At 55.4% G+C, this 14,778-nt stretch carries 10 protein-coding genes; 6 read left to right on the top strand and 4 right to left on the bottom strand.

Features of this window, described 5'->3' with window-relative positions:
- Positions 1-11: 11 nt before the first annotated feature.
- The gene (locus tag OMR58_RS11390; protein ID WP_264545957.1) at positions 12-2,258 is read right to left on the bottom strand and encodes a TonB-dependent receptor; all 2,247 of its coding nucleotides are present in this window, start codon (positions 2,256-2,258) and stop codon (positions 12-14) included.
- A gap of 309 nt (positions 2,259-2,567) precedes the next feature.
- On the opposite strand from OMR58_RS11390, the gene OMR58_RS11385 reads away from it, so the two are divergent.
- Positions 2,568-3,368 carry an AraC family transcriptional regulator gene (locus tag OMR58_RS11385; RefSeq protein ID WP_264545956.1) on the top strand — a complete coding sequence of 267 codons (801 nt, stop codon included), beginning with the start codon at positions 2,568-2,570 and terminating at the stop codon, positions 3,366-3,368.
- A 130-nt stretch (positions 3,369-3,498) separates the two neighbouring features.
- On the opposite strand, the gene OMR58_RS11380 is transcribed toward OMR58_RS11385, so the two are convergent.
- Positions 3,499-4,818 carry an NAD(P)/FAD-dependent oxidoreductase gene (locus tag OMR58_RS11380; RefSeq protein ID WP_200560763.1) on the bottom strand — a complete coding sequence of 440 codons (1,320 nt, stop codon included), beginning with the start codon at positions 4,816-4,818 and terminating at the stop codon, positions 3,499-3,501.
- A 58-nt stretch (positions 4,819-4,876) separates the two neighbouring features.
- The gene (locus tag OMR58_RS11375; protein ID WP_200547914.1) at positions 4,877-5,779 is read right to left on the bottom strand and encodes a dihydrodipicolinate synthase family protein; all 903 of its coding nucleotides are present in this window, start codon (positions 5,777-5,779) and stop codon (positions 4,877-4,879) included.
- Positions 5,780-6,487: 708 nt separating this feature from the next.
- On the opposite strand from OMR58_RS11375, the gene OMR58_RS11370 reads away from it, so the two are divergent.
- The 5 genes from OMR58_RS11370 to OMR58_RS11350 all read left to right on the top strand — a co-directional run bounded on the left by OMR58_RS11370 (position 6,488) and on the right by OMR58_RS11350 (position 13,780).
- Positions 6,488-7,819, top strand: a complete 1,332-nt coding sequence (locus tag OMR58_RS11370) for an MFS transporter (protein ID WP_264545955.1) — start codon at positions 6,488-6,490, stop codon at positions 7,817-7,819.
- 1,767 nt (positions 7,820-9,586) lie between these two features.
- Positions 9,587-10,510, top strand: a complete 924-nt coding sequence (locus tag OMR58_RS11365) for a sugar ABC transporter substrate-binding protein (protein WP_105592613.1) — start codon at positions 9,587-9,589, stop codon at positions 10,508-10,510.
- A 33-nt stretch (positions 10,511-10,543) separates the two neighbouring features.
- On the top strand, positions 10,544-12,028 hold the full coding sequence (locus tag OMR58_RS11360) for a sugar ABC transporter ATP-binding protein (protein ID WP_200560766.1): 1,485 nt from the start codon (positions 10,544-10,546) through the stop codon (positions 12,026-12,028).
- Positions 12,029-12,057: 29 nt separating this feature from the next.
- Positions 12,058-13,080, top strand: a complete 1,023-nt coding sequence (locus OMR58_RS11355) for an ABC transporter permease (protein ID WP_172606588.1) — start codon at positions 12,058-12,060, stop codon at positions 13,078-13,080.
- A 259-nt stretch (positions 13,081-13,339) separates the two neighbouring features.
- On the top strand, positions 13,340-13,780 hold the full coding sequence (locus tag OMR58_RS11350; protein ID WP_105592610.1) for a 6,7-dimethyl-8-ribityllumazine synthase: 441 nt from the start codon (positions 13,340-13,342) through the stop codon (positions 13,778-13,780).
- Positions 13,781-13,892: 112 nt separating this feature from the next.
- Here the strand turns inward: OMR58_RS11350 and OMR58_RS11345 are convergent, their stop codons facing one another.
- A complete protein-coding gene (locus OMR58_RS11345; protein WP_264545954.1) occupies positions 13,893-14,774 on the bottom strand; it encodes a helix-turn-helix transcriptional regulator in 882 nt (293 codons plus the stop codon).
- Positions 14,775-14,778 lie beyond the last annotated feature (4 nt).

The raw sequence follows: 14,778 nt of genomic DNA, 5'->3' as shown, positions 1-14,778 counted from the left end.
GCAGGTTTGGGTTAGAAATCAACGGTTGCGGAAAGCGTTACGGTGCGCGGTTCCCCGGACATCACGTAGCTGTCGCAGCAGGCGCTGGCCCAGTAGTTGCGGTTCGCCAGGTTAACTACGTCCATCCGCAGGGTCACCGGTTTGGCCATCACTCCGGTTAACAGATAGCGCAGCCCGGCATCAAACCGTGTCCAGGAGGGCAGCGTGCGGCGCGGCGTATCGGTATCGAAGAACTGCTTGCCGGTATAAATCGCCCGTCCGGTCAGTGTCAGCCCCTGCAGCCACGGCAGATCCCATTCCACGCCCGTATTGCCCTGCCACTTTGGCGTACCGGAGGCGGTTTTACCATCATTGGCCCCGTCCTGGGTTTTAGTCAGCACCGCATTAATATAGCTGACGCCGCCGAGCAGGCGCAGGCCGTCAACCGGCTCACCGAAGGTTTGCAGCGAGACGCCGCGGTTACGCTGTTCGCCGTTCTCGTTCACCGTATTGGTGGTGCTGTCGGTGGTGGTGGACGGCTGGGTCAGCTGGTAGACGCTCAGCGTGGTGCCGAAGTAGCCCCAGTCGGCTTTCACCCCGGCTTCAACCTGCTTGGTTTTATACGGCGCGAAAACATGACCGGCGTTAGCGTAGCCGGTACCGACGGTACTGCCCTGGCGCAGGCCCTGAATATAGCTGGTATACAGCGAAATATTCTGCCACGGCTTCACCAGCAGGGCGACGGAAGGGCTGAGGGCATTTTTGCTGTAGCTGTCGCTGATGCCACCGTTGGTGGTGTCATAGTCGCTTTGCTCAACCCGCTGCAGGCGGCCCCCGGCGGTCAGCTGTACCCGATCGTCAAGAATGGAGAGGGTATCACCCAGCGCCAGGCCTGAAAGCCGGGCGGTACTCTGTTTCGGCAGCGACGGCGTAGGGAAATCCGGCTCGTCGGTCCAGTTCGGGTTATAAATATTGTTGGTGACCTCGTCGCCGACGGTGGCCCCGCCGCCCCAAACGGTGCGGTGCAGCGTGGTGGCCTGCGCATTGATCTGGTGGTCAACCGGGCCGGTGGTGAATTTTGCCGCGATACCGACTTCCGCTGAGCCGGTTTTGGTTTTACCCGGGCTGATCCACGGCGTGGTTGAGATATCGCCGCTGTCATTCAGCAGCATCGGCTGACCAATCTCGATATCGCTCTGGTGATTAATATCCCCGCCAACGGCGGCGTGGACGGTGACGTTATCGGTCATATCGTATTCGCCGCGCAGTGCGCCAAAGGTGTCTTTATTGCCGAAGCGGGTCCATGACGGGCTGATATTGTTAGTACTTTTCGGCGCCTGCGGAATGGTGATGCCGCTGGGGATGTAGAAATAAGGCACTACGCCGCGCGTCAGCGTATCCTGGTAACCGGCATCCAGCGAAACGCGGGCGCGATCGCCACGGTAATCCAGCCCGATACTCGCCAGCCCCAGATGCTTCTTATTATTGTCGACCGGGGTATTCCCTTCCGACCATGCGCCGTTAAACCGCACGCCAAACTGGTTTTCATCGCCGAAGCGGCGGCCGATATCCACTTTGGCACCCACCTGGCTCTTGCTGGTGTAGGTGGTAGTCAGGCGGGTGATTGGCGCATCGGTGGCGCGCTTCGGTACGATATTCACTGCACCGCCGACTGAACCTCCGGGAGGCATGCCGTTCAGGAAGGCGCTCGGCCCCTCCAGAAATTCGATGCGGTCGGCAATATCCGGCGAGATGCTGCTGATCGGCAGCATGCCGTACAGGCCATTAAAGCCCACATCCTGCGACTGGACGTTAAAACCGCGCACGTTAATCTGGCTGGCGGAGCTGCCGAGGCTGGACCATTCGGCCCGGGCGGACGGGTTTAAATCGGCGATCAGCTGCATCACCGTCGGTGCCGGGGTGTTCTCGATCTGCTGCGCGGTATAGCTGGTCTGCGAAAATGGCGTATCCAGCAGGTCTTTATTACCCAGCATGCCCAACTGGCCGCCGGAGGCAACCTGGCCGCCCGGATACGGCTCCGGCTGGGCAATTTTGTCCGTGGCGGAGGCGGTAGCGGTCACCAGCAGAGTCTGATCCTGCCGAACGCTGGCGTCGGTCTGGGCTGTGGTGGTTTTATCCGCAGCAGTGGCAAGAGCGCTCTGCGCGAGCAGTGCGAGGATCCCGGCCTGAATCAGGCTGATTTTAGCCAGTGGGAAACGTTTTTGATAAACGGCCATTCCGGCACAGACTGGCGCATTAACTGATGAAGCCTTACTCATTGTTGTTATAGCCTCTGAAAGGGGGATCTGTACTGCTCACTGTCTGCTTAAAATGGAATAATTTACTGATTTATAAGTTTATTATGTCTTACTATGCCGGAGTCGATCCTGACCAAACTGCGCGGTTCCCTTGAATGTTGGCAAAGAGAATGATAATTATTTTTCTTTAAAAGAGAAGTCTGCCGCTGTCGCCTTTGATGGGTGATTGCGGAATACCCATCGAATCGGACGAAAGTTGTCGCCGCGGCTGGGTACTTGATTAATCCGGTGGTTTCGGCCGCCCTCTGATTGCCGACAGGAGAGCAGTGAATGGCCAGTCCGCCTTGTGCGCCGCAGTTTACGGAAAGCTTTAGTCTGGCTGCATGGCAGAAGCGCACCGTGCCGTCACATTTTGCCTCCTGGCATTACCGGCATGACGAATGTGAAGAGTGGCACTCGCACGATAAAGCGCAGCTGACCTACGCCAGCGAGGGCGCATTACAGATCCACACCGCCGATGGTATCTGGACGCTGCCGCCCGGCCGCGCGCTGTGGATACCCGCCGGACAGCCGCACCGCACGCACGCTCAGGGGCAGGTGACCACCTGCAACTATTACTGTGCTGAAAGCCGCCATATCGCTGAGTTTGTGCCGCTGATGGCCAGCCCGCTGGCACATGAGCTGCTGGCCGCGCTGATCCGCCATACTCAAAGCGAAGCGAAGCCCGGTGAAGCGGTCTGGCTGATGGAGCATCTGCTGCGGCTGGAGCTGGCACAGGGGGCCGTGGCGACGGTGCCGTTCCTGCCGCTGCCGCGCGAGCGCCGCCTGAAGCAGGTGGCCCAGCGGCTGATGCAGGATCCGCAGTCAGATGCCGGGATTGAGGGGCTGGGGACGGCCGTGGGTGCCTCCACGCGAACGCTGTCGCGGCTGTTTCGCCATGATACCGGGCTGACCTTCAGCCAGTGGCGGCAGCAGCTACTGTTGCTGAAATCGGTCGGGCTGATGGCGCAGGGCCATTCGGTAGAGAATACCGCCCGCCAGCTGGGCTACGTTAACGGCAGCACCTTTAACGCCATGTTCCGCAAAACCCTGGGGGAGACGCCGCAGCGCTACTGGCGTCAGGGAATATGAGGGCGGGCAGCCTGAACGCAAAAGGGCCAGCCAGAAAGGCTGACCCTGATACAGACACATCGTGAGCGGTAATGCGTTATAACCCGCGTGAAATGAGGGGATCGCGCAGGCCCGGCGCAACCGCAGAGGACTACACTTCCAGACCGGCCCTGAACTGCCCCCACTTAAAGACCGAATTCACCCCAATTGACAGGAATGGCTCCGGCGGCGTCTTATTCGGGCCCGGTGATGCCAGCAGGAAGTCAATCAGCTCGTTGCGCTCACCGGCGATCATATCCGCCAGCAGCTTCCCGGTTGCCGTACCGCGGGTGATCCCCAGACCGTTACAGCACAGCGCGCCGTAAACATTCGGCGCCAGCTGGCCGAAGAAGCCTTCATGGTTTTCCGACAGGCAGATTGCACCGCTCCATGAATATTCCAGATTCACACCGGACAGCATCGGGAAGCGCCGTTCAAAGGAACGACGGTGATTTTCAATATAGCGTTTTAGCAGATGCTCGCGCGGGCGACCGTTGGGGTTAAAGCTGAAGCTGTTACGCACCAGAATACGGTGGTCAACGGTACGGCGAATCGTACTGCCGAACGGATGCGCAGGGATCACGCCCCATACCGGCTTGCCGCCCAGCCGCGCCTGCTCTTCTTCATTCAGCGGGCGCGTCAGACTGCCGTACAGGAAGGTGGGCAGCAGTGTGCGCTTCAGGAAACCAAAATCTGAGGCAAACGCATTGTTGGCCAAAATCAGCTTATCGGCGGTGATAGTGCCGTTATCGTGCATCAACGTGACTTTATCGCCGTAGTCGATAGAGGTAATCGGCGTGTTCTCATACAGCGTGACGTTAGATGGCAGACTGTCCGCCAGGCCTTTCACCAGTGCCGAAGGCTGCACCAGCACCGTGCCGGGGATAAACAGTGCCTTCTTATAGTATGAAATGCCGATGTGATCCGGCAGATCGCGCTCGTCTATCATTTGGGTTTCGCGGCCAATTTTCTCCAGACCGCTGCGATAAGCTTCCAGCACGGCAATACCCGCACCGCTTACCGCCGCCTGATATTTACCGGAGTCGCTCATCTGGCACTCAATACCGTGAGTTTTCACGATGTCGCGCAGATAGTCCTGGCCAAGCGTATTCAGCTTCAGTACGCGTTTTGCGGTAGTGATATCGCCGATGTAGTCCTTCGCCCCGATGTCATGCGGCACGTCGATAGCGAAGCCCGCGTTACGTCCGGCGGGACCAAAGCCGACTTCCTGCGCTTCAATCAGTACGATCTCGTCGTCGGGGAAATTCAGCGCCATCTGGCGAGCGGCGGCAAGCCCGGTCAGGCCTGCGCCCACAATTGCCCAGCGGGTCTGCGTTTGCCCGACGTGAGCCGGGCGCGGCGTGCGCGGTTTACTGGTGTGATACCACCCCGGAAGCGCATCGTCGGCGGGCAGAGAGGTTATTTTTTGCACTTGGGTATACTCCCGTTTATATGCGGTACAGAGGGGATTAACGGATCAACCGGTTCTGTCAGCCAGCAATCGCCGCAGCGACATTCTGCTTCACGCCGGCAATCACCGCTTTCAGCTCCGCCTGCTCTTCTTCCGTCAGGCCCAGCAGCGGTGCGCGAGCCGGTCCGGTGCTCAACCCGGTCAGATCCACACCGTGTTTAATCGCCTGTACGAATTTCCCGCCGTCGAGGTAGTTCATCAGTGGCATCATCGCCGCCATAATTTTGCGGCCTTTATTGAAATCTTTTTCCACTACGCAGGCCTGATACAGGGCCACGTGTTCCTGTGGAATAAAGTTGGAACCGGCACAGACCCAGCTGCGTGCGCCCCAGGCAAAGAACTCCAGTGCCAGATCGTCCCAGCCGCAGGAGAGGGCGATGTTCGGGAACTTAATAGCCAGCAGATGCAGGCTGTTCAGATCGCCGGAGCTTTCTTTAATCGCCACCACGTTTTTCGATTTGCTGACCTCGGTGAAATAGGTTTCACCCATGCTGATACCCATACGACCCGGGTAGTTGTAGAGCATGATCGGCAGCTGCGCGGCTTTGTCGACGGTCAGCGCGTGGTGGGCGTTTTCCAGTTCGGTCGGCAGCGCATACGGCGGCGAGGTGACCAGAATGGCATCGGCTTTAATTTCGCGGGCGTGTTTAGCAAAGGCCACGGCATCTTCGGTACGGATAGCACCGGTGCCAATCACCAGTGGCAGGCGGTTAGCCGTGACCTGGCGTGCGCGCTCGGCCAGCGCCAGGCGCTCTTCCACCGTCTGCGCGTAATATTCACCGGTCGAACCGCCAATAATAATGCCGTGAACGCCACCGGCAATTAATGACTCCAGCACTTCATCAAAACGGGCGAAATCAATCGAACCGTCAGCAGCGTATGGGGTAACGGCAGGGGTATAAATACCATCAAAATTAATCATATATTCTCCAGGTCAGGTATCCGGGCAGCGTTGACTTAACGCTGAGCGGGTATTTGATGAGATCCCGCCGTCCGCCGAAGCCGGAAAAATACGGTTCGACTGGGACAGGTTCACTCCATTTGCTAACAATCTGCCAACAAGTTCACGGGCAGGCAATATGTGGATTTTTTTTGCATACATAAAAAAGACAAAGAAAATACGCATTAGCAGTATGAAAATACAAATGATTTTTATTAATCTGTTTAAAATCATATAATTAAAATATTATTTTTAGCTGATAATATTCTGTTTTGTTTTCAGATGGCGATCACATTCCTGAATAATGCCCACCGTGAGCGTATTTACAGTGTGCAGTCGGGGGGTATAGGTTCAACATGAATTTAACCTGGAGTTAACAGCACTTTTCCCCTCGATAGCCTCACTGGCACGGGTCGCCTTCCAGTACTGAGGCTCAGCAATAACGGGGAGAATGGTTAAATAAAAAGGATGTGTTCTTCAGGTGAATTTAATTTCGCGATAACGCGAAAAAAATAACAGGAGCCGATAAACAATGAACGGGTAAGGTTTACCGAAGAGAAAAAGATAACCGATATCAAGACTTACATGACGTTATAAAAATTAAATTAACGAAATTTCTGAATTATCGATCTGATTCAGAGCGAATTTCTGTACCTGCAAAATATGAATCCTTACAGGAGATTCACTGTCATGAATAAGAATAATATATCTATTGAGGATGTACCCTTAAATGGTTTTCACCAGTTGATGACCGTCCGCGCCGGGGGAGGATGGATCCTTGATGGCTATGTGCTGAGCATTATCGGCGTAGCGATCGTGCAGTTTTCGGGATACCTGCATCTGGACTCCTTCTGGCAGGGACTGGTTGCGGCATCGGCGATGTTCGGCACCTTCTTTAGCGGATTCCTTGGCGGCTGGCTGACCGATAAAGTTGGCAGGCAGCGCCTGTTCTTCGTCGGGCCGATTCTGTTTATTCTGGGTTCGATAGGCACATTCTGGACGGAATCCGGGGTGATGTTGTTCTTCCTGCGCTTCCTTATAGGCGTGGGGGTGGGGCTGGAATATCCGGTGGCCGGATCGTTGCTAACCGAATTCCTGCCGCAGAAAAATCGCGGTCCGCGCCTGGCGGGGCTGACGATCCTGTGGTTTGCCGGTGCGGCACTGGCTTACATTGTCGGTAATGCGATTCTGGCTCACGGCGGTGATGACGCCTGGCGTTACGTGCTGGCCAGCCCGGCGGTACTGGGTGTGGCATTGTTCCTGATTCGTCTGGGTACGCCGGAATCTCCGCGCTGGCTGGTCAGCAAAGGCCGCCTGGCGGAAGCTGAGCAGATTATCAAAAAAGTGTACGGCGCGACTTTCTCGCTGGCTAATCTGCCGAAAGAGTCCGAAGAGCAAAAAGTGTCCATCCGCACATTGTTAAATGCAGGCTACGGCAAACGTATGCTGTTCGTAGCGGTGTTCTGGAGTGCGGCGGTGGTGCCGATGTTTGCGGTCTACTCGTTCGCTCCGGTGGTGCTGCAGGCGCTGAACCTCAAGGACGAGTGGGCTTCAATGGGCTCGGTGATTATCACGCTGCTGTTCGTAGTGGGCTGTATTATCGCCACCCGACTGATTGACACCATGGGCCGCCGCAAGCTGATTATTCACAGCTTCCTGTGGTCAAGCCTGGCCCTGCTGGGACTGGGTGCGGCTTCACACGGTTCTGAAATGCTGGTGCTGGCTCTGTTTGGTGCCTACGCGGTGTTTATCGGTGGGGCGCAGGTGCTGGAACTGGTGTATCCGAATGAGCTGTTCCCGACTGAGGTTCGTGCATTCGCCGTTGGCATGGGGTCTTCACTGTCGCGTATTGGTTCTGCTGCCGGGACCTGGCTGGTGCCTTACTCTCTGGCGACGCTGGGTATTGGGCACACGATGTATGCAGCCGCGGTAGTGTCCATTATCGGTCTGTTGGCTTCTATCTGGCTGGCGCCGGAAACTAAGGGGATGACCCTGGAGAAGGCGGCTTCACTGAGTCGTTAATTGTTAGTCGGCTAAACCGTGAGTCCTTGCGCCGCCGCAGTTTATTCTGCGGCGGCGTTTGTGTTTGTTAGCGTCGTTTTCTGGCGTTGTTTGCTGGAAACGGGTGGCTGCGCAGACGGGTGAATCCCTCTCCGGAGCGGGTCCTCACGCCGCTGCGCGGTGCCTTCACTCCGTTCGTCAGCCAGCCGGACCGGTACAGACGCGCGTCCTGCGTAGGATTCACACGTCTGTGCCTTATTAACTGTGTTGTCTGATGTGCCAGCGCAGACGGGTGAATCCCCCTCCGAAGCGGGTCCTCGCGCCGCTGCGCGGTGCCTTCACTGCGTTCGTCAGCCAGCCGGACCGGCACAGACGCGCGTCCTGCGCGGCTGTACCTTTCGCCTGCGTCCATGCAGGCGAATCCTGGCCTCCTCACTCCATTCAGCGCTGCGGATGCTCCTGCGTGGGATTCACCCGTCTGGGCTTTCATCATCAGAGTTGCCTGATAAAGGACTCGCTGTTTACTCGACTGCTGAGTTTCATTTGAACCGTTGGTTAAAGTAGTTAGCAACGGAGATGATAGTGGCTCGGTTTCTTCAGCGGGGGCGTTTGCATTTGTTTGGCGTTGTTTGCTGGAAAAGGGTGGTTGCGCAGACGGGTGAATCCCCCTCCGGAGCGGGTCCTCGCGCCGCTGCGCGGTGCCTTCACTGCGTTCGTCAGCCAGCCGGACCGGCACAGACGCGCGTCCTGCGCGGCTGTACCTTTCGCCTGCGTCCATGCAGGCGAATCCTGGCCTCCTCACTCCATTCAGCGCTGCGGATGCTCCTGCGTGGGATTCACCCGTCTGGGCTTTCATCATTGGAGTTGCCTGTAAAGGCGCGATCAAGGTTATTCCGTCTCGCGTATGTCATCTAAATTATTTTCAAGCAGCGAGTAAGAAAGAAAAGGGTGGCACGGTATTGAGCGGCTAAAGGGCAATCCGCAGCGCTGAGGTGCAGGCATCTGGCCAGGAGACGGCGACAGGACGTCGTCGTCAGGTGGAATCGCAACAGGGACGTTGCGTTTCCGCCGGTCCGCCCGGCCGGATGCCGGAGCCGAAGGAACCGCGAAGCGGCGCGAGGACCGCCCGGTAGCCGCTCAATACCGGGACACGACCCACATCACCGAAGCGACAAACAAGCAATCTGAACAGTTCCCCCGGCAGCCGCTCAATACCGGGACACGACCCACATCACCGAAGCGACAAACAAGCAATCTGAACAATTCACCCGGCAGCCGCTCAATACCGTGGATCCCCCCACCACCGCAGCGAAAAGTCCATCTCCATCACCCGACATTTCATTTACAGCCCCCAGCCGGGTTGTGACCTTGCTCGGGTAACAAAAAAGCAATTGCCGTCAGTCTCAAATCTCTTGCGCCAGATCTCACTTTCCAGCGTTTCCATGAGCGATGTTAGAGGTGTGTCAAATTTTTGTTATTTGATGATTTTAAAACACGCGTTTCGGTGCTTTATTAGTGAAAGTTTCAATTAACTTTAATATGAAACAAAAAAACTGCTCTGCGGCAACGTAGGCAGGGGACAGGAAAAGTAAAACAGTGGTTTGAATTTAAGATGTTGTTTTGTAGTGAATTATTCCGATGAAGTGCTAATAAGAAAATAGTCATACACGAAATAGTAACCCCCTACATTTTACTAAAGTCGTCGGTCACGTTGAAGGAATGTAAAAGAAATTTTTCATTCGACGTCTCAGCCAGCCTGCGCATGCTAACGATAATAAGGGCTCCGCCATGAACGTGAAAAAAACAATTTTAGCGTCACTGTTAGTATGTATGTTACCTGTCACAAGTTTCGCCAAAGAAGTCCAGGTTGGTGTTTCTATGGCACTGTTTGATGACAACTTCCTGACTATTGTGCGCAATTCCATCAGCAAGGAAATGAAGAAAGAAAACGTCGACGGGCAGATCGAAGATGCCAAAGGCGACGTAGCCCAGCAGCTGCAGCAGGTGCAAAACTTTATCGGCCAGGGCGTTGACGCAATCATCGTTAACCCGGTTGATACCAACGCAGTTAAACCGATTGTTGACCTCACCACCAAAGCCGGCGTTCCGCTGGTGTTCGTAAACCGTAAACCCGCGACTGAACTGACCAGCAAAATGGCCTACGTCGGATCTGACTCCGAGCTGGCGGGCCGTCTGCAGATGGAAGCGCTGGCTAAAGCAATGGATTACAAAGGCAACGTGGCGATTCTGATGGGGGATCTGGCTAACGAAGCAACGCGCGACCGTACCAAAGGCGTGAAAACCGTAGTGGCTAAATACCCGGGTCTGAAAGTCATTCAGGAACAGACGGCGAAATTCACCCGTAACGACGCGGTGGACGTAGTCAGCAACTGGATGACGGCGGGCGATGATATTCAGGCTATCGCTTCCAACAACGACGAAATGGCTATCGGTGCCCTGCAGGCACTGGGCAAAAACCCGAACAAAATCGTGATCGCGGGCGTGGATGGTACACCTGATGCGCTGCAAATGATCAAGAACGGCAAGATGGTTGCCACCGTGTTCCAGGATGCAAAAGGACAGGGTGAAGGTTCCGTACAGGCTGCCGTTAAGCTGGCAAAAGGTGAAAAAGTTGAGCAGAACGTGATGATCCCTTATCAGCTGATCACCAAAGAAAACTACGCAGAATTTACCAGCAAAAACCTGAAATAACCGTTGCCGATAACAGTTGTACGGAGGTGTTAAATGTCCGCATATGCGCTTGAAGCCGAAGGCATCAGCAAGTTTTTCCCGGGAGTTAAGGCGTTAAGCAACGTATCGCTGCGCGTCAAACCCGGAACGGTGCATGCTCTGATGGGTGAGAATGGCGCGGGCAAGTCCACTTTAATGAAGTGCCTCATCGGGATTTACCGTCCCGATGAGGGACAAATCCGCATTAAAGGCGAGCCTGTGCAGTTTACCGATACGCTGGATGCGCTGCGTTCGGGAATTTCCATGATTCACCAGGAGCTTAATTTGGTACCGCATATGACGGTCGCCGAAAATATCTGGTTGGGTCGCGAGCCGATGAAACTCGGCTTCGTCGACCACGGAAAACTCAATCGTTTGACCAAAGATCTGCTGGTTAAACTGAATATCCGTCTGCGGCCTGACCAGATGGTTGGCGATCTGAGCATTGCCTCCCAGCAAATGGTTGAAATCGCGAAAGCGGTGTCCTGGAACTCGGACATCGTGATTATGGACGAACCGACGTCGGCACTGACGGAAACCGAAGTGTCGCATCTGTTCGCCATCATCCGCGACCTGCGCGAGCAGGGTAAAGCCATCATCTATATCAGCCATAAAATGGATGAGATCTTCGCCATTACCGATGAAGTCAGCGTGTTCCGTGACGGCACCTGGGTGGCCAGTGATTCCACGTCGAGCTATTCGCGTCAGTCGCTGATTACACAGATGGTAGGGCGTGAATTAACCCAGCTGTTCCCGAAATTTGATGCGAACATCGGCGAAGATGTCCTGACCGTGCGTAATCTGACGCGTCAGGGCGTGTTCCACGATGTCAGCTTTAACGTACGCCGTGGCGAAATCCTCGGTGTTGCGGGACTGGTGGGTGCCGGACGCAGTGAAGTGATGGAGAGCCTGTTCGGCATGACCTCCATCGACAGCGGCGAAATACTGATTGACGGCGTGCCTACCACGATTGAATCGCCGGCGGCGGCGATCGATAAGGGGCTGGCATTCCTGACCGAGGACCGTAAAAAGTCCGGCCTGTTCCTGGTGCTGTCGGTACTGGAGAACATGAGCATCGTCAAAATGACTAACTACAGCGCCAAAGCGGGCTTTGTTAATCATGGCGACATGGCGAAGGACTGCCTTGAGCAGATCCGCAAGCTGAATATCAAAACGCCGACAATGGACCAGATCATCAATAACTTGAGTGGCGGTAACCAGCAGAAGGTGCTTATTGCGCGCTGGCTGCTGGCCCAGCCCAAAATTCTAATCCTTGACGAACCTACCCGTGGTATCGACGTCGGTGCGAAGGCGGAAATATACCGTCTGATCAGCGAACTGGCGAGTCGTGGCGTTGCCATCATCATGGTTTCTTCCGAACTGCCGGAAATTCTGGGCATGAGCGACCGGGTCATGGTTATGCACGGCGGTCGTATTACCGGCATCCTCAATAAAGAAGATGCTGACCAGGAAACCATTTTGTCGTTGGCGTCCGAGTAAGGGCGTAAGGTAAATAAAATATGAGTGATATGAAAATGACAACGCAACAGTCAACTGAAGCACCCTCATTCTTCAGTAATCTGAAAAGCAAGATGCCGAAAGATACCGGTATTTTCGTGGTAATGGTCGGTATCGCGCTGATTTTCGAAGCCTTTGGTTGGTATGTTCGCGACCAGTCATTCCTGATGAACCCTAACCGCCTGGTGCTGATTGTTTTACAGGTGGCGATTATCGGTATTATTGCCGTCGGGGTGACCCAGGTCATTATTACTACGGGTATTGACCTGTCGTCCGGCTCGGTGATTGCCTTAACGGCGGTGGTTGCCGCCAGTCTGGCGCAAACCTCAGACAGCCTGTCGCCGATGTTCCCGTCGCTGGTGGATATGCCTGCGGTGATCCCTATCGGTGCGGGGATCGGGGTCGGTCTGCTGTGCGGTATTCTGAACGGTGTGCTGATTACTAAAACCGGTATTCCTCCGTTTATCGCCACGCTGGGTATGATGGTTTCTGCCCGTGGTCTGGCACAGTACTACACCCAGGGTAACCCAATCAGTTTCCTGTCTGACGGCTTCACCGCTATCGGTCAGGGCGCTATGCCGGTGATTATCTTCCTGGTCGTAGCGGTCATCTTCCATATCGCTCTGAAACACACTCGCTACGGCAAATACGTTTACGCTATCGGCGGCAACATGGTGTCGGCGAAAGTGTCCGGTATCAACGTTAACAAGTACCTGATCATTGTTTACACCATCGCCGGTGGCCTGTCCGGTCTGGCGGGTGTGGTGCTGGCGGCTCGCGTCAGTAGCGGTCAGTCAAGCATGGGTCTGTCCTACGAACTGGATGCGATTGCCGCAGCGGTTATCGGCGGCAGCAGCCTGATGGGCGGCGTGGGTCGCATCACTGGTACGCTGATTGGTGCGGTGATCCTCGGTCTGATTAAGAGTGGCTTCACCTTCGTGGGCGTTGATGCCTACGTGCAGGACATCATCAAAGGGATGATTATCGTGGCGGCAGTTTCTATCGATATGTACCGCAACCGTAAGAAGCGCTAATCGCACCAACTGAATATATTCGCTTACGGACCGGGGGATTGTTAACGATCCCCCGGTTTTTTTGTTTTTGTATTGCGCCATAACACGGTTGTTACGCTTCAGGGGAGTTATAAAATGCTGCGAGACGACGGGAAGCGGCTTTTTTTTTGACGTCTGGATTTCGTATTTTCAACATGTTATACCAAGTGAAAATAATCTTACTTTCCAGTAAAATTCCCCATTAAAGATTGATACATTTCATCGCGTTCTTGGAGTTACAGTGAAAAAAATTAATATCGCCTTTGTGAAAGCCAACTGGCATACAGAGATTGTGAGCAAGGCATTAGAGGGTTTCCGTCAGCGCATCGCTCAGGAAGATAACGTTGATGCCGTGATTAATGTCTTCGACGTTCCCGGTGCATTTGAAATGCCGTTAGTGGCCCAGAAGCTGGCGAAAACCGGCAAATATGATGCGATCGTCTGTGCTGCGCTGGTGGTTGACGGCGGCATTTACCGCCATGATTTCGTTGCCCAGGCGGTGGTTGATGGCCTGATGAACGTGCAGCTGGCCACCGAAGTTCCGGTGTTCTCCGTTTCGCTGACCCCGCATAATTTCCAGCCGGTTGACGAAATCGTGCAGTTCTACGATAAGCACTTTGTTAAGAAAGGCGCGGAAGCCGCGCAGGCCGTTCTGGCCGTTAATAGCCTGGTGATTGAATAATTTTCATCTTCGGATGCCTTTACCCGTAAAGGCATCCGGCTATTGTCGTTAAAGCCCCGATTTATTTCTCTGTTTCCCGACTCTCATTCCCTTTCTTTTTCTATTTTAAAGATCACCTCAGCCGGGCGGGCGAAATGCCGAAGCGCGTTCTGAAGCGTGCCGAAAAGCGCGCGGCGGAAAGATAGCCGCTGGCGTCGGCAATCTGCGTCAACGGCCAGCTGGTGGTTTGCAGCAGGGTCATTCCGTGCTGTAGCCGTACCTCGCGCAGTAGCGCATCGAACTTCATATTCTCGCCATTCAGCCTGCGCCGCAGCGTGGCTTCGCTCATTGCCAGCGCGTGACCGGCAATTTTCGTCGTCCAGCGCCTTTCCGGCTGCTGTTCCAGCAGTCGGCGAAGCCGTTCACCGGTACTGCTGCGCGACGGCGGAGAAAATGCCAGCCCCAGTTCTGCCAGGCACAGCAGCAGATCGAACAGGCGAATCTCAAGCCGCGCATCGCTCAGGCTCTGTTCCTTAAGGTTTTCCAGCAGCGGCAGCAGTGCGGGAAGAAGTGCGTCGAAAGCCCTGGTCGTACGCAGCGCGCTTTCGGTATTTTCAGCGGCGCTGGCGACTGCCGGATAGAACTGGCGAAAGCGATCGAGCGTCGCTTCACTGACGGTAATAAACAGCGAGCGGAAAGGCGAACCGTCATCGGCAGGCTGTTTGTTCAGGTCAATGAACTGCCCTGGATTCACCAGTGCAAAGCCATCATCGGGCGTCAGCGTTCGCGGGCCGTGGGGAAACAGGAAGGTCAGCGTGCCGGAGAGGATCAGCAGCAGGGTCGGGCTGTGAAAGTGGAACTCGGAAATCCGCTGCTCAGTGCGCATTTGCGAATGCGCAACGCCACACAGGCCATCGCGCAGCCATGCCTGCCCGCCGGGCAGCGGCAGCACCGCCCCCGGCACACGCGCGGCTGGCCGCTCATGATGATCAAGGGAAGGGCGGTGCACCGTCATTGCC

Origin of the sequence: Erwinia sp. INIA01 (genome assembly GCF_025947915.1) — a bacterium.
Lineage (GTDB): Bacteria > Pseudomonadota > Gammaproteobacteria > Enterobacterales > Enterobacteriaceae > Erwinia > Erwinia coffeiphila.
Note: the sequence above shows the minus strand (reverse complement) of the source record. Positions and strands in the feature narration are given on the sequence as shown.